Annotated in this window: 10 protein-coding genes; 6 read left to right on the forward strand and 4 right to left on the reverse strand. The window is 70.7% G+C overall.

Annotated features, from left to right (window positions below; translation table 11 throughout):
* Together ACZ5WE_RS33725 and ACZ5WE_RS33730 are read left to right on the forward strand one after the other, a co-directional pair.
* Window positions 1-1,471, forward strand: a 1,471-nt coding sequence (locus ACZ5WE_RS33725) for an SUKH-4 family immunity protein (RefSeq protein WP_469157314.1), incomplete at its 5' end; no start/stop codon positions are given.
* Between the two features lie 261 nt (window positions 1,472-1,732).
* Window positions 1,733-2,617, forward strand: a complete 885-nt coding sequence (locus ACZ5WE_RS33730) for a cellulose-binding protein (protein WP_467689418.1) — start codon at window positions 1,733-1,735, stop codon at window positions 2,615-2,617.
* Window positions 2,618-2,669: 52 nt separating this feature from the next.
* Here the strand turns inward: ACZ5WE_RS33730 and ACZ5WE_RS33735 are convergent, their stop codons facing one another.
* The 3 genes from ACZ5WE_RS33735 to ACZ5WE_RS33745 form a co-directional block, all read right to left on the reverse strand.
* Window positions 2,670-4,250 carry a sodium/solute symporter gene (locus ACZ5WE_RS33735; RefSeq protein WP_467689808.1) on the reverse strand — a complete coding sequence of 527 codons (1,581 nt, stop codon included), beginning with the start codon at window positions 4,248-4,250 and terminating at the stop codon, window positions 2,670-2,672.
* Window positions 4,251-4,330: 80 nt separating this feature from the next.
* Window positions 4,331-4,768 carry a DUF485 domain-containing protein gene (locus ACZ5WE_RS33740; RefSeq protein WP_467689416.1) on the reverse strand — a complete coding sequence of 146 codons (438 nt, stop codon included), beginning with the start codon at window positions 4,766-4,768 and terminating at the stop codon, window positions 4,331-4,333.
* Window positions 4,769-4,891: 123 nt separating this feature from the next.
* Complete coding sequence (locus tag ACZ5WE_RS33745) at window positions 4,892-6,514, reverse strand: MFS transporter (RefSeq protein ID WP_467689415.1); 1,623 nt, start codon at window positions 6,512-6,514, stop codon at window positions 4,892-4,894.
* Window positions 6,515-6,916: 402 nt separating this feature from the next.
* Between ACZ5WE_RS33745 and ACZ5WE_RS33750 the strand changes: the two genes are divergently transcribed.
* The 4 genes from ACZ5WE_RS33750 to ACZ5WE_RS33765 all read left to right on the forward strand — a co-directional run bounded on the left by ACZ5WE_RS33750 (window position 6,917) and on the right by ACZ5WE_RS33765 (window position 14,861).
* A complete protein-coding gene (locus ACZ5WE_RS33750) occupies window positions 6,917-7,705 on the forward strand; it encodes an ABC transporter ATP-binding protein (protein ID WP_467689413.1) in 789 nt (262 codons plus the stop codon).
* A complete protein-coding gene (locus ACZ5WE_RS33755; protein WP_467689411.1) occupies window positions 7,702-10,287 on the forward strand; it encodes an ABC transporter permease in 2,586 nt (861 codons plus the stop codon). Before ACZ5WE_RS33750 ends, ACZ5WE_RS33755 begins: the two co-directional genes overlap by 4 nt.
* Before the next feature lie 202 nt (window positions 10,288-10,489).
* Complete coding sequence (gene mfd, locus ACZ5WE_RS33760) at window positions 10,490-14,020, forward strand: transcription-repair coupling factor (protein ID WP_467689409.1); 3,531 nt, start codon at window positions 10,490-10,492, stop codon at window positions 14,018-14,020.
* A 157-nt stretch (window positions 14,021-14,177) separates the two neighbouring features.
* Window positions 14,178-14,861, forward strand: coding sequence for a TetR/AcrR family transcriptional regulator (locus ACZ5WE_RS33765; RefSeq protein ID WP_467689407.1), 684 nt, complete (start codon window positions 14,178-14,180; stop codon window positions 14,859-14,861).
* 46 nt (window positions 14,862-14,907) lie between these two features.
* Here the strand turns inward: ACZ5WE_RS33765 and ACZ5WE_RS33770 are convergent, their stop codons facing one another.
* A complete protein-coding gene (locus ACZ5WE_RS33770; protein ID WP_467689405.1) occupies window positions 14,908-15,651 on the reverse strand; it encodes a GNAT family N-acetyltransferase in 744 nt (247 codons plus the stop codon).
* Window positions 15,652-15,790 lie beyond the last annotated feature (139 nt).

A 15,790-nucleotide genomic window follows, 5' to 3' on the forward strand; every position in this document is an offset into this window, starting at 1 on the left:
GCACCATGCGGCGACGATGCTGGCGGACCCGAGTCTGGGTGGGCCCGGTGGGATCAAGCCGCCGGGTGCTCCTGGTGCCCCGCAGCCTCCTGGCCCGCCGGGAGCTCCCGGTGCGCCCCAGCCTCCCGGCCCGCCCGGTGCTCCGGGTACGCCTCCCGGTGGTGTGCACCATGCGGCGACGATGCTGGCGGACCCGAGTCTGGGTGGGCCCGGTGGGATCAAGCCGCCGGGTGCTCCTGGTGCCCCGCAGCCTCCTGGCCCGCCCGGAGCTCCCGGTGCGCCCCAGCCTCCTGGGGCTCCCGGCGCTCCCGGAGCACCCGGCGGCGGGGGTGTCCACCACGCCGCGACCATGCTGGCCGGACCCGCGGTCGGCGGCCCCGGCACGCCCATGCCGCCGCAGGCTCCGGGTGCTCCGGGCGCTCCCGGCATGCCCCCGCCCGCGCCGGGGCAGCCCGCTCCCGGCCAGCCCTACGGCTACCCGCAGCCGCCCACCGGTCAGCCGACCGTCGGCCCCGGCTACCAGGCCGTACTCCGCTACCGCGCGCAGGACGGCTCCGAGCAGCAGCTCATCCGCCGCTCGGCGCCCGGTACGCCGCACCCGGAGTGGCAGATCCTGCACGAGCTGCGCGGCATGAACGTGCCGCCGCAGCAGGTCCTCGAACTCCACACGGAGCTGGAGTCCTGCGAGCTGCCCGGCGCGTACTGCGCCCGCATGATCCGTGAGACCTGGCCGCAGGCGCGGATCACGAGCATCGCCCCGTACGGCAGGGACCACGGGTCCCGGCAGGGAGGCATGCAGCAGCTCATCGCGCACCAGGCCGAGTTGCACCAGGTCGCGGACGGTCCGGCACGCCCCGCGCCGGTGCGCGCGCCGCTGCCGCAGGTGCAGCCCGCGCCGCCGATTCCGCCGGAGGGTGTGGCGCAGGAGCTGGTGGGTGCGTTCGGGCCCGGCATCTTCCGCTTCGACCAGCGGGCGGTTTCCCGGCAGGGCGTGCCCGACCTCGTGGCGCACACGCTCGTCGTGGCGGGTCTGCCGGTCGACTTCGGGCCGTTCTTCTGGGCGCAGGCCCAGCCGGGCCGTCCGGTGCCGACGCTCGCGGAGACGGCGCAGGAGCGTGGGGTGCAGCCGGCGGCGGACGCCGGTTCGTACCTCGTCATGGGCAGTGACTTCGGCCGGGCGATCTGCGTCCAGTACGGCACGGCGAACATCGTCGCCGTACCCGTGGAGGCCGGTCCGGGCGGGGCGCCGGTGCCGCCGCAGTTCGTGAACACGGGGCTCCCGGAGTTCGCGCGCTGCCTGGCACTGCTCGGTCGCATGTGGCGGCTGCGGTACGGGTTGAACCAGGAGCAGGCGGGCCGCTGGACGGTCGACTTCCAGGGCCAGCTTGCGGCACTCGACCCGGCGGCCCTGGCGTCGCCGGAGAGCTGGTGGTCGGTGCTGCTTGAACAGATGTGGGACGGGCTGTTGTAGCCCCGCCGCGGTGAACGAGGCGCCCGACCCTGTGCAGGGTCGGGCGCCTCGTGCGTTCCTGTGCCGCCGCTTCGCGGCGGATCTCTCCCACCCACCCGATTACCCCGGAGCCCCCCGATTCCGACTCCTGGTAAGAAATAGCGCATCCTTGAGCGGATGAGATGTGCGGAGTGTCGCGTTATGAGCGCTTCCGCTTGATCCATCAAGATGTGCGCCAATCGCGTAATACGCGCGTGGTGGCGTCGGAGGAGGGATTCAAGGATGAGCAGCGGTTCAACGGCGGAGGAGCACGGCTTCGTCGTCGTGCGCGGGCGTGGCTACCGTCCCGAGCAGGTGGACGCGTACGCCCTCGACCTGTCCCAGGACCGCGACGGCGCGTGGGAACGTGCCGCACGGCTCACCGTCCTCGCCAAGGAGATGGAGGCGGAGGCGGAGCGGCTGCGGGACGTGGTCTCGCGGCTCGCCCCTCAGACGTACGAGGAGCTGAGCGAACGCGCGCGCAGCATCCTCGCCCTGGGCGAGGCGGAGGCCGCGGCCGTGCGGGAGTCGGCCGAGGCCGACGTGCGGAGCGTGACGGAGGTGGCCGAGGCCGAGGCGCGGGAGGTCCGTGAGGCCGCTCGTGCGTACGCCGACGAGATCCTCGGCGAGGCCGATGAGCGGGCCCGGCAGCGGCTGCTCGCCTGCCGCGCCGCCGCGGACGAGTCGCGGATCGCGGCCCGCCGTGACGTGAAGGAGTGGCGGGGGGAGGCCCTTGCCGCACTGCGGGAGACGCGGCAGCGCAGCGCCGCACTCCTGGAGGAGCAGGAGAAGGAGCACGCCGAGCGCCGGGAGGCCGCCGAGCGGGAGATCGCCGCGCGAGAGGCGGAGGCGGAGGCCGAGGAGGCCTCGCTCGTGGCCGCCGCCGAGGCCCGCCTGTCCGAGGCCAAGCGGGCCTTCGCGGAGGCGGAGGAGTCCGCCAGGCACGGCCAGGAGGACGCGGAGGCCCGCGGTGCGGAGCTGGTCGCCGCCGCGGGGGTGCGGGAGGAAGGGATCGCCCGGGAGACCGAGCGGATGCTGCGGGAGCACGGGGAGGAGTGGGACGAGGTGCGGGCGCACATGGAGCATGTGCGCAGCAGTCTCGCCGCGCTGACCGGGCGGGTGTCCTAGACCGCCGCTTCGCGCCGGATTTTTCCCGTCCACCCACCCGATTGCCCCGCAGTCACCTTCTTGTCGCCCCCGCCAGAATCCAGCCCTCCACCGCCTCGTACCTCCTGCGTTGTTCCTCCGATTCCCCGGGGCCCGATGACACCGTGCCCAGCCAGCCCAGGAGGAAGCCCAGGGGGATGGAGGCGATGCCCGTGGTGGTGAAGGGGAACCAGTTGAAGTCGTGGTTCGGGAACGCCGAAGTGGGGGCGCCCGAGACCAGGTTGGTGCCCGTCATGAGGATGACGGAGCCGAGGGTGCCGCCGATCAGGGTCCACAGGAGGCCCCTGCGGGTGTAGCGGCGCCAGAAGAGGCTGTAGACGAGCGCCGGGGCCAGGGCCGACGCGCCCAGGCAGAACGACAGCGTGACCAGTGGCTGCAGGTTGTGGTGCTGGACCATGACCGCGAGGGCGATCGCCAGGCCCCCGATGGCGAGTGCCGAGACGCGGGCCAGTGTCATCTCGCGGCGCGGGGTGAGCTCCTTGCGCAGGCGCAGGTGCGCGAAGACGTCGTGGGCCAGGGAGTTGGCGCACGCCAGGATCATTCCTGCGACGGATGCGAGCAGCGTCAGGAAGATGGCTGTGGTGACCGTCGTGAAGATCAGGGTCTCGAACGTCGAGGCGTTCGCGCCGAACACCGCCTTGGAGCCCAGGAGATAGGCCGTGTTGCCCTGCGGATCCGCCTGCGCGATCGCCGCCCGCCCGATCATCGCCGTCGCGCCGAAGCCGACGATGGTGATGATGAGGACGAAGAGCGCCACCGACGAGACCGCCCAGGACATCGAGCGGCGTATCTCGGGTGCGCTGCGCGCCGTGTACATGCGCATCGTCACGTGAGGGAGGCAGGCGCCGCCGAGGACCACGGTGAGTTCCGAACTGATCATGTCCAGGCGGGGGTTGGGGCCGCCCGCGAACTGCAGACCGGACTGGAGGAAGGCGGGGCCGACCCCGCTGCCCTTCTCCGCGGCGGCGAGCAGCGCGCCGAGGTCCCAGTCGAAGCGGCGCAGGATCAGGGCGGCGATGACCACTCCGGAGCCGAGCAGCATCACGATCTTCAGGATCTGGATGAGGGCGGTGCCCTTCATACCGCCGATCGCCGCGTAGCTGATCATGAGCGCGCCGAGTGCGACGACGCATCCCGTCTTCACGCCCTCGCCGGAGAACCCGAGGATGAAGGAGAGCAGGTCGCCCGCGCCCGCGAGCTGTACCAGCATGAGGGGGATGAGCGCGGCCAGTGTCGCCGCGCACGCGGTGATGCGTACGGCGCGTCCCGGCATCCGGCGTGTCAGTACGTCGCCCATGGTGAACTGGCCCGCGTTGCGCAGGGGTTCGGCGAGCAGGAACATGAGCAGCATCAGGGACAGTGCCGTGCTCAGGGCCAGGACGACCCCGTCGTATCCGAGGAGCGCGATGATTCCGCCGGTGCCGAGCACGGTCGCCGCCGAGATGTAGTCGCCCGCGATGGCCAGGCCGTTGCGCAGGGGTGAGAGGGCGCCGTATCCGGTGTAGAACTCGCCGAGGTTGTCGCGGTCGGGGCCCGTCATCACGCACAGGAGAAGGGTGAGGGTGACGACGGCGGTGAACGCCACCAGGGACATGGCCTGTGCCGAGTCGGCGGCCAGGGTGATGCAGGGGCTCACCGGCGGGGTGCAGGGGCTCACCGGCAGGGTGGAGGAGCTCATCGGTTGGCCTCCAACTCCGCCAGTTTGCGCAGCCGTTCGGCCATCGGGTCGACCCGGCGGCGGGCTGTGACCTCGTACAGCGCTATGGCGAGCAGAGTGACGGGCACCTGGCACAGGCCGAGCAGCAGGCCGGTGGAGAGCCCGCCGGAGACGGTGTCCGTCATCAGGGACGGGGCGAGGGCGGAGAGGATCAGGAAGAGCGTGAAGTAGCCGAGCGCCGTGAGGGTGGCGACGCGGCGCTGCCAGCGGTAGGCGCTGCGCAGGTGGCGCAGGTCGCTGTGCCGGCCGAGGGCGGGGTGGCGCGGGGGCCTTGGGGGCGGTGGGGGAGGAGGCGGCGCGACAGGCTGCCAGGGGTAGGTGGGATAGGAGGGGGAGGACTGAGAGGAGGGGGAGGAGTTGTGGGGAGGGACGTGGGGTTGGTGAGGGTAGGACATCCCGGGTTCTCCTTGCGCGGCGTCGGTCCGGTGCGGGACCGCAGGGAGCGAGAGGTGAGGATCGAGCACGCTACTGGTAAGTAGCGCGGCCGCGAAGGGTTTTGCCCATACTGGTTGGTCGGTCTATTCGGCCGGTCTGTTCACGGGGCGTTCGCGCGGGGCAAGTTCGGCCTTCCGACCGCTCTCCGGGGCTCCCACGTCCCCGTTCTCCGGGGCTCCCACCTCCCCGTTCTCCGGGGTCTCCGCCCCGATTACCGGAAACCGCCGCGGGGCCAGGAACACCAGAACCAGGAGGGCGATCACCGCCGCGCACCCCGCCCCCACGTACACCGTGTCGACCGCCGAGTCGACCGCGCGGCGCAGCCGTTCGGGGTCGGCGACCGCGCCCGGGTCCTCCAGGGCATGGGCCACCGAGTCCAGGGAGCCCGCGCCGCCGAGCCGCGAGGTGAGGACCGAGTTGGCGACCGCGCCGAACAGCGCGGCACCCAGGGTCTGGCCTATCTGGCGGCAGAAGAGGATGGAGGCGGTGGCCGTGCCGCGTTCGGACCAGCCGACGGTGGACTGCACCCCGACGATCAGCGGCAGTTGGAAGAGGCCGAGCGCCGCGCCGAGAAGGAGCATGATCAGGGCCGGCTGCCAGGCCTGTCCCGGGTAGGGCAGGAAGGGGAACGCGAAGAGGAAGAGCGCGGCCCCGCCGATGCCGATGAGCGCCGTGTCGCGAAAGCCCAGCCTGCGGTAGACGTGCTGGCTCAGGGCGGCGGAGACCGGCCAGCTCAGGGTCATCACGGAGAGCACGAACCCGGCGGCGATCGGCGCGAGGCCGAGCACGGACTGGGCGTACGTCGGCAGGAAGACGGTGGGCGCGACCATCAGGAGGCCGAGTGCGCCCAGGGCGAGGTTGACCGCGGCGATGGTGCGCCGGCGCCAGACCCAGCCGGGGATGATCGGCTCCGCCGCGCGCCGCTCGATGACCACGACGGCCCCGGCGAGCAGCAGCCCGCCCGCGAACAGCGCGAGTGACGGAGCGGAGAGCCAGTCCCAGGCGACACCGCCCTGCACCAGCGCGGTGAGCAGGACGCCGCCGCAGGCGAAGACGGCGAACGCGCCCGCCCAGTCGGTGCGCCCCCGGGCGGCCTCCTCGCGCTCCGGCTCGTGGAGGTGGCGCACGATCAGCCAGAGGGCCACGGCCCCGACGGGCAGGTTGATCAGGAAGATCCAGCGCCAGTCGGCGTACGCGGCGATCAGACCGCCGAGCGCGGGGCCCGCGATCGACGATGAGGCCCACACGGTGGACAACTTCGCCTGGATCTTGGGGCGTTCCTTGAGGGGGTAGAGGTCGGCGGCCAGTGTCTGCACCGTCCCCTGGAGCGCGCCGCCGCCCAGACCCTGGACGACGCGGAAGGCGATGAGCGCCGCCATGTTCCAGGCCACGGCGCACAGGGCCGAGCCGATCAGGAAGAGGATGCTGCCCGCGATGAGGACGGGCTTGCGGCCGAAGGTGTCGGACAGCTTGCCGTAGATGGGCAGGGTGACGGTGACGGCGAGCAGATAGCCGGAGAAGAGCCAGGAGAAGACGGAGAAGCCGCCGAGGTCGCCGACGATCTGCGGGATGGCGGTCGAGACGATCGTGGAGTCGAGGGCGGCGAGCGCCATGGCGAGCATGAGGGCGGCGACGACCGGACCGCGCCGCCGTGCGTCCTGCGTGGCCGAAGGTATGCCGCCCACCGAGATTCCTTCCCCCTGCATCTAATTGCTTTCGGCCACCTTCTCACCCGTCGCGCGTCCGGGGCAGGGGTGGAGAGCATCCCGGCTGGTGGGCCGGTGTCCGATCGGCGGGAAGGAGGAACGACCCCGAGAGCGGCTCCCCCGGCGGGTGGAGTTCCCCTAGGGGAACCTCCGTACTACGGACCGGGGAGCGTTCGTACCGCTGGAGGAGGAGAAGGCCGCCGTCGCTTCTTAGATTGGCTTTATGTCGACGGGACGGGCCGCGGAAGACCTCGGGTCGGACCAACCACACCTTCGGGGGTGGGGTTTTCCCCAGCAGAAGACTGCGCTGGGCACCAGCGCGCGGGGGCCGTCGGACGACCAGACTCTTTATGCGTAGCGAACACATCCGACTCACCGCATGAGCGACTTAGGAGACTTACCGTGACAACGGCTGTAACCATTCCCAGGCACGGGGGCACTGGAGGGCGTACGGCCGTGGCGGCACGGGCACGCCAGGTCGTGAAGGCGTACGGGTCCGGGGAGACCCGGGTCGTCGCACTCGACGAGATCGATGTGGACATCGCCCGCGGGCAGTTCACCGCGATCATGGGTCCCTCCGGCTCCGGCAAGTCGACCCTGATGCACTGCCTCGCGGGCCTGGACACCGTGTCCTCCGGGCAGATCTACCTCGACGAGACCGAGATCACCGGCCTGAAGGACAAGAAGCTCACACGGCTGCGCCGGGACCGCATCGGCTTCATCTTCCAGGCGTTCAACCTCCTGCCCACGCTCAACGCCATCGAGAACATCACGCTCCCGATGGACATCGCGGGCCGCAAGCCCGACCGCGGCTGGCTGGACCAGGTCGTGGAGACCGTCGGTCTCGCGGGCCGCCTCAAGCACCGCCCGACCGAGCTCTCGGGTGGCCAGCAGCAGCGGGTCGCCGTGGCCCGCGCCCTGGCCGCGCGCCCCGAGATCATCTTCGGTGACGAGCCGACCGGAAACCTCGACTCCCGTGCGGGAGCGGAGGTGTTGGGCTTCCTGCGCAAGTCGGTGACCGAGCTCGGCCAGACCATCGTGATGGTCACGCACGACCCGGTGGCGGCCTCGTACGCGGACCGGGTCCTCTACCTCGCGGACGGCCGGATCGTCGACGAGATGTACTCGCCGACCGCCGAGACCGTCCTCGACCGCATGAAGGACTTCGACGCGCGGGGGCGTACGTCATGACCGTCCTCAGGACCTCCATGCGCAACTTCTTCGCGCACAAGGGCCGCATGGCGCTCTCCGCCGTGGCCGTGATCCTGTCGGTGGCGTTCGTCTGCGGCACGCTCGTCTTCTCCGACACGATGAACACGACGTTCGACAAGCTCTTCGCCGCGACGTCCGCGGACGTCACCGTCACGTCCAAGGACGCGAAGGACACGGGGGAGACGGGGGAGAGCGGCCGGCCCGAGTCGATTCCCGCATCGGCCGTGGACCGGGCGGAGAAGGCCGACGGGGTGAAGTCGGCACAGGGCGCGGTCAGCAGCACCGCCGTCACCGTGGTCAACTCCGAGAAGAAGGATGTGGGTCCGACCGGCGGCGGCCCGACCATCGCCGGCAACTGGACGCGCAACGACCTGCGTTCGATGGACATCACCTCCGGGCACGCACCGCGCGGACCCACCGACGTGATGATCGACTCCGACACCGCCGACAAGCACCACCTCGAGATCGGTGACGAGCTGCGCACCATCGCCGTCTCCGGCGACCACGCCGCCAGGATCTCCGGCATCGCCACCTTCAAGGTGACCAACCCCGGCGCTGCGATCGTCTACTTCGACACCGCGACAGCCCAGCGTGAACTCATCGGCTCCACCGGCAAGTTCACCCAGGTCAACGTGGTGGCCGAAGCGGGCGTCAGTGACACGGTGCTCAAGCGTGACGTCACCCGGGCCATGGGCGCCGACGCCACCGCGTACAAGATCAGGACGCAGCAGGAGACCTCGGACGACGGCCGCAAGAGCGTCAGCGGCTTCCTGGACGTCATGAAGTACGCGATGCTCGGCTTTGCCGGGATCGCCTTCCTCGTCGGCATCTTCCTCATCATCAACACCTTCTCGATGCTGGTCGCCCAGCGCACCCGCGAGATCGGCCTGATGCGCGCCATCGGATCGAGCCGCAAGCAGGTCAACCGCTCCGTGCTCGTCGAGGCGCTGCTGCTCGGCGTCATCGGCTCGGTCCTCGGGGTCGGCGCGGGCGTCGGGCTCGCCATCGGCCTCATGCAGCTCATGTCCGGCATGGGCATGGAACTGTCGACCCAGGACCTCACGGTCACGTGGACGACGCCCGTGGTGGGCATGGTCCTCGGCATCGTCGTCACCGTCCTGGCCGCCTACCTCCCCGCGCGACGTGCCGCCAAGGTCTCCCCGATGGCAGCCCTGCGCGACGCGGGAACACCGGCCGACGGCAAGGCGAGCGCCGTGCGCGCGGTCATCGGACTGCTCCTCACCGGCGCCGGCGCCTTCGGCCTCTACACCGCCTCCCAGGCGGACAAGGCGAGCGAGGGTTCGCTCTTCCTCGGCGGCGGCGTGGTCCTCACCCTCATCGGCTTCGTCGTCATCGGCCCGGTCCTCGCGAGCGGAGTCGTCCGCGTCATCAGCGCCGTACTCCTGAGGATGTTCGGCCCCATCGGGCGGATGGCCGAGCGCAACGCCCTGCGCAACCCGCGCCGCACCGGCGCCACAGGCGCGGCCCTGATGATCGGCCTCGCGCTGGTCGCCTGCCTCTCGGTGGTCGGTTCCTCGATGGTCGCCTCGGCCACGGACGAGCTCGACAAGTCGGTCGGCGCGGACTTCATCATCCAGTCGAACAACACCCAGGCGATCACCCCGAAGGCCGCGAAGTCCCTGGAGAAGGCCGACCACATCGCCCACATCACCCAGTACAAGGACATCAAGGCGGACCTGACGGCCCCGAACGGCAAGGTCGCCAAGAAGGTGAGTCTGAGCGCCGCCGACGCCACGTACGCCGATGACCTGCGCAGCGAGACCGTCGCCGGCAAGCTCGCCGATTCCTACAAGCCGGACTCCATGTCGGTCGGCGAGGACTTCGCCAAGGACCACGGCATCGGCCTCGGCGACAAGGTGAAGGTCGCCTTCGATCACGGCAGGACGGGCGAGATGACGGTCCGGACCATCACGTCGAGCGAGACCTCCATCGACTCGGGCGCGATGTACGTGAACATCTCGACCGCCGCGAAGTACGTGCCCGCCGACCGGATGCCGCCGAACGAGATCATGTTCGCCAAGGCGGAGAAGGGCCAGCAGGACGCGGCGTACAAGTCGCTGAAGGCGGCGATGTCCGACTACCCGCAGTACAAGGTCATGGACCAGACCGACTTCAAGCAGACCCTGAAGGACCAGGTCGGCCAGATGCTGAACATGGTCTACGGCCTGCTCGGCCTCGCGATCATCGTCGCGATCCTGGGCGTGGTGAACACCCTCGCCCTCTCGGTGGTCGAGCGGACCCGCGAGATCGGCCTGATGCGGGCGGTCGGCCTCTCGCGCCGCCAGCTGCGTCGCATGATCCGCATGGAGTCGGTGGTCATCGCCCTCTTCGGCGCGCTGCTCGGCCTCGGCCTCGGCATGGGCTGGGGCGCGACGGCCCAGAAGCTCCTGGCTCTGGAGGGCCTGAAGGTCCTGGAGATTCCCTGGCCGACGATCATCACCGTCTTCATCGGCTCGGCCTTCGTGGGCCTGTTCGCGGCGCTGGTGCCGGCGTTCAGGGCGGGCCGGATGAACGTTCTGAACGCGATCGCCACCGAATAGCTCCCGCTACGGGGGTGCGGGGAAAGCGGCCCCCGGCAGGCGATGCCTGCCGGGGGCCGATGCGTGTGTGCCGATACGCGCTTTCCGTGCAGCGCCTGTCACTCCGGAGTCGTACGCTGGAGATCCCCCGGCCCGTGCGACGTGCCGGGCGGTTCGCGTTGCCCCGCGCGCTCCGGAACCTGGACGGAAAGCGAAAGCCCACATGAGTCTGCACGGTCTGCTCGACGCTGTCGTCAAGGACTCCGCACTCGCCGAAGCGGTCAAGGCCGCGACCGACGGCAACCGCATGCACGTCGATCTGGTCGGCCCGCCCGCCGCCCGGCCCTTCGCGGTCGCCGCTCTCGCTCGCGAGACGAACCGCACCGTCCTCGCCGTGACGGCGACCGGACGCGAGGCCGAGGACCTGGCGGCCGCCCTGCGCACGATCCTGCCGCCGGACGGAGTCGTCGAGTACCCCTCCTGGGAGACGCTCCCGCACGAGCGGCTCTCGCCACGCTCCGACACCGTCGGCCGCCGCCTCGCCATCCTGCGCCGCCTCGCGCACCCGCGCCCCGACGACCCCGAGACGGGCCGCGTCTCCGTCATCGTCGCCCCCGTGCGCTCGGTGCTCCAGCCGCAGGTCAAGGGCCTGGGAGACCTGGAGCCCGTCGCCCTGCGCACCGGCGAGAGCACGGACCTGAACGAGACCGTGGAGGCCCTCGCGGCCGCCGCGTACTCCCGTGTGGAGCTGGTCGAGAAGCGTGGCGAGTTCGCCGTGCGCGGCGGCATCCTGGACGTCTTCCCGCCGACCGAGGAGCACCCGCTCCGCGTCGAGTTCTGGGGCGACGACGTGGAGGAGATCCGCTACTTCAAGGTCGCCGACCAGCGCTCCCTGGAAGTCGCCGACCACGGCCTGTGGGCCCCGCCCTGCCGGGAGCTGCTCCTCACGGACGACGTGCGGGAGCGGGCGGCCGCGCTCGCCGAGGCCCACCCCGAGCTGGGCGAACTACTCGGCAAGATCGCCGAGGGCATCGCCGTCGAGGGCATGGAATCCCTCGCGCCGGTCCTGGTCGACGACATGGAGCTGCTGCTCGACGTCCTGCCGCAGGACTCCATGGCCGTGGTCTGCGATCCCGAGCGGGTGCGCACCCGGGCCGCCGACCTGGTGGCGACCAGCCAGGAGTTCCTCCAGGCGAGCTGGGCGGCGACCGCCGGTGGCGGCGACGCTCCCATCGACGTGGGCGCGGCCTCCCTCTGGGGCATCGCGGACGTCCGTGACCACGCGAGCGACCTCGGCATGATGTGGTGGTCGGTCTCGCCGTTCGCGGCGGACGAAGACCTGGACGACGACACCCTCAAGCTCGGCATGCACGCCACCGAGACCTACCGCGGCGACACCGCGAAGGCGCTCGCGGACACCAAGGGCTGGCTGGCCGACGGCTGGCGCACCGTCTATGTGACGGAGGGCCACGGCCCCGCCGCCCGCACCGTCGAGGTCCTGGGCGGCGAGGGCATCGCCGCCCGCCTCGATGGCGACCTCGGCGAGCTGACGCCCTCGGTCGTGCACGTGTCCTGCGGCTCGATCGACTACGGCTTCATCGACCCGGCCCTCAAGCTCGCCGTCCTCACCGAGACCGACCTCTCGGGACAGAAGGCGGCCGGCAAGGACGGCCAGCGGATGCCCGCCCGCCGCCGCAAGACCATCGACCCGCTGACCCTGGAGGCCGGCGACTACATCGTCCACGAGCAGCACGGCGTCGGCCGCTACATCGAGATGGTCCAGCGCACCGTCCAGGGCGCCACCCGGGAGTACCTGGTCGTGGAGTACGCCCCCGCCAAGCGCGGCCAGCCCGGCGACCGGCTCTACATCCCCACCGACCAGCTGGAGCAGATCACCAAGTACGTCGGCGGCGAGGCCCCCACCCTGCACCGCCTGGGCGGCGCCGACTGGACGAAGACGAAGGCGCGCGCGAAGAAGGCGGTCAAGGAGATCGCCGCCGACCTCATCAAGCTGTACTCGGCACGCATGGCGGCCCCCGGCCACGCCTTCGCCCCCGACACCCCCTGGCAGCGCGAGCTGGAGGACGCCTTCCCGTACGTGGAGACGCCCGACCAGCTGACCACCATCGCCGAGGTCAAGGACGACATGGAGAAGACGGTCCCGATGGACCGCCTGATCTGTGGCGACGTCGGCTACGGCAAGACGGAGATCGCGGTCCGCGCCGCCTTCAAGGCGGTCCAGGACGGCAAGCAGGTGGCGGTCCTCGTCCCGACGACGCTGCTCGTGCAGCAGCACTTCGGTACCTTCAGCGAGCGTTACTCCCAATTCCCCGTCAAGGTAAGGGCGTTGTCGCGCTTCCAGACGGAGACGGAGTCCAAGGCGACCCTGGAGGGCCTGCGCGACGGCTCGGTCGACATCGTCATCGGCACCCACCGCCTCTTCTCCTCCGAGACGAAGTTCAAGGACCTGGGCCTGGTCATCGTCGACGAGGAGCAGCGCTTCGGTGTCGAGCACAAGGAGCAGCTGAAGAAGCTGCGGGCCAACGTCGACGTCCTGACCATGTCGGCCACCCCCATTCCCCGTACGCTCGAAATGGCCGTGACCGGCATCCGCGAGATGTCGACCATCACCACGCCGCCCGAGGAGCGCCACCCGGTACTGACCTTCGTCGGTCCCTACGAGGAGAAGCAGATCGGCGCGGCCATCCGCCGCGAACTCCTTCGCGAGGGCCAGGTCTTCTACATCCACAACCGCGTCGAGTCCATCGACCGGGCGGCGGCCCGCCTGCGGGACATCGTCCCCGAGGCGCGCATCGCCACCGCCCACGGCCAGATGTCCGAACAGGCCCTGGAACAAGTGGTGGTGGACTTCTGGGAGAAGAAGTTCGACGTGCTCGTCTCGACGACGATCGTCGAGTCGGGCATCGACATCTCCAACGCCAACACCCTCATCGTCGAACGCGGCGACAACTTCGGCCTCTCCCAGCTCCACCAGCTGCGCGGCCGTGTCGGCCGAGGCCGCGAGCGCGGCTACTCCTACTTCCTCTACCCGCCGGAGAAGCCCCTCACGGAGACCGCCCACGAGCGCCTCGCCACCATCGCCCAGCACACGGAGATGGGCGCGGGCATGTACGTGGCGATGAAGGACCTGGAGATCCGCGGCGCGGGCAACCTCCTGGGCGGCGAACAGTCGGGACACATCGCGGGCGTCGGCTTCGACCTCTACGTACGCATGGTGGGAGAGGCGGTGGCCGACTACCGTGCGTCCCTGGAGGGCGGCGTGGAGGAGGAGCCGCCGCTGGAGGTCAAGGTCGAGCTGCCGGTCGACGCGCACGTCCCGCACGACTACGCCCCCGGCGAGCGCCTGCGCCTGGCGGCCTACCGCTCGATCGCCTCCGCGAGCAGCGAAGAGGACGTCAAGGCGGTGCGCGAGGAACTCACCGACCGCTACGGCAAGTTGCCCGAGCCCGTGGAGAACCTCCTCCTGGTGGCGGGCCTGCGCATGCTGGCCCGTGCGTGCTCGGTCGGCGAGATCGTGCTCCAGGGCAACAACATCCGGTTCGCCCCGGTGGAGCTCCGGGAGTCGCAGGAGCTCAGGCTCAAGCGTCTCTACCCCGGCACGGTCATCAAGGCGAACGCCCGCCAGCTCCTGGTCCCGCGCCCGAAGACGGCCAAGGTCGGCGGAAAGCCGTTGGTCGGGCGTGAACTCCTGGGGTGGGTGGGGGAGTTCCTGACCTCGATCCTCGGTTCGTAGGCAGAGCAGAGCGGAGCGGAGCCGCCCGCCCTCGGGATCCGGGGGCGTGGCGGTGCTCTTGGCCGCCTCACTCGACAGAGTCACCTGACTCAGTCAACCGACGGAGTCGTGCGTCAGGGGCGTCTGATGGAGTCGCTCTCGTCGATACGCTGGGGCCATGGCCCACATCCCCGCCGCCGAGCGGCGTCCTCAACTCGTCCGAGCGGCCATCGAACTGATGGCCCGCGAGGGCGTCGACGCCGGATCCACCCGCGCCATCGCCGCCGAGCTCGGCGTGGCGCAGGCGACGGTGCACTACACCTTCGGCACCAAGCGTGATCTCTACCGCGCGGTCATCGAGCACATGACCTCGGAGCTCGTCGAGCTGGTCCGGGGCGCCGTCCCTGGTGAGCAGGAAGGCCCCGGCGGGCAGGAAGGCCCCGGCGAGCAGGAAGGCCCCGGCGGACACGAGGGCCACGCCGATTCCGAGCGGTCCATGCGCCGGATGGCCGAGGCGCTCTGGCAGTCGCTGCGCGAACAGCCCGGCCGCTTCCGGCTCTTCACCGAGCTGACCACATACGCCGTGCGCGACCCCCAACTGCACGAGCTGCTCCGCCGCCACCAGCGCGACCTGGAGGAGACGGCGGCGGACCTGGTCGCGGGTGTTCTCGCCCGGGCGGGCGGAGTCCGGTCCGCCGAACCCCTCGTCGTGGCCCGCTTCTTCCTCCAGGGTTTCGACGGACTCACGCTGCGGCACCTGGTGATGGGTGACGGCACGGGGGACTCGGCGGCGGACGCGGATTCCGCGGCGGATCTGGAGCGACTCCTGGAGGCGACGCTGAACCTCACGCGCGCCGAGTAGGACCGGCCCCGCCCCGGGGCCAAGTAGGACCAGCCCCGGGGCGGGGCTATGCGTACTCGCGCACCAGGAGCTTGAGGCCGGGCGCCCCCATCAGCGCGTCGAACTCCCGCCCCCGGTAGTCGGCGCGCACCTCGAACCCCGCGCGCTCCCACGTGTGTTGGGCCCGCGTGTTGCCGTTGAGGCAGAGGATCTGCGCACAGGCGTAGCCCTGCTCGCGCCCCAGCTCCAGGGCGTGGTCGAGCAGGGCTTCCACGACGCCGGTCCCGCGGAACTCGGGGACGACGGCGACGTTCTCGATCCCCCAGGAGTCGGCGTAGTCCGGCGGCAGACAGGACTGGAAGATCCGCCGGCGCTCGAACGCGTCCTCGAAGGCGGCCGTGCCGGGCCAGTCGCCGGTCGCGGCGAGGGCGGCGCACTGCTCGCCGATCGCGGCGTGCCCGTCGGTCGCGGGGTCGTAGGCGGTGAGGGCACCCACCAGGCGGGGGGCCTCGTCGGGGTCCTGTGTCTGCGCCACCCAGAAGCGGGACAGGTGACACCAGTGCGTGCCGGGCGAGAGCGCGAGCGCGCGCAGGATCTCCCGGGTGACCTCGGTGGACTCCCCGAAGAGCGGCTCCCAGCAGCAGCGTTCCAGGTGGGACGTGGCGGCGGTCTCCATGACCCGGACGAGGAAGTCGAGGTCGGCGGCGACGGCGGGGCGCACCGTGATCGCGGGGTTCGAATGCTTGCGGGAATGCCTGGATTCCCGGGGGTTCATGGAGCTCCGGGTGCTGGTGCTCTCAGTGTTCGGCACGATGACCACCTGTCCGCAGCTCTGGCTGCCCAAGTCGTAGTGGAGGGCTGTCGGCTCCCCGTGGGACGGTAGACGGCACTTGTTCGGTCGACCAAGTCGAGTGAACGAATTTCGGCCGGGTCGGAGGTCGAGTCCGCCT

It is taken from the genome of Streptomyces sp. NPDC033180, from assembly GCF_055577645.1.

Excerpts from the sequence above, each read along its gene's own strand:
- ACZ5WE_RS33730 (WP_467689418.1), top strand. The coding sequence starts at position 1,733 with ATGAGCAGCGGTTCAACGGCGGAGGAGCACGGCTTCGTCGTCGTGCGC.
- ACZ5WE_RS33735 (WP_467689808.1), bottom strand. The coding sequence starts at position 4,250 with ATGTCCCTGGTGGCGTTCACCGCCGTCGTCACCCTCACCCTTCTCCTG.
- ACZ5WE_RS33740 (WP_467689416.1), bottom strand. The coding sequence starts at position 4,768 with ATGTCCTACCCTCACCAACCCCACGTCCCTCCCCACAACTCCTCCCCC.
- ACZ5WE_RS33745 (WP_467689415.1), bottom strand. The coding sequence starts at position 6,514 with ATGCAGGGGGAAGGAATCTCGGTGGGCGGCATACCTTCGGCCACGCAG.
- ACZ5WE_RS33755 (WP_467689411.1), top strand. The coding sequence starts at position 7,702 with ATGACCGTCCTCAGGACCTCCATGCGCAACTTCTTCGCGCACAAGGGC.
- mfd (WP_467689409.1), top strand. The coding sequence starts at position 10,490 with ATGAGTCTGCACGGTCTGCTCGACGCTGTCGTCAAGGACTCCGCACTC.
- ACZ5WE_RS33765 (WP_467689407.1), top strand. The coding sequence starts at position 14,178 with ATGGCCCACATCCCCGCCGCCGAGCGGCGTCCTCAACTCGTCCGAGCG.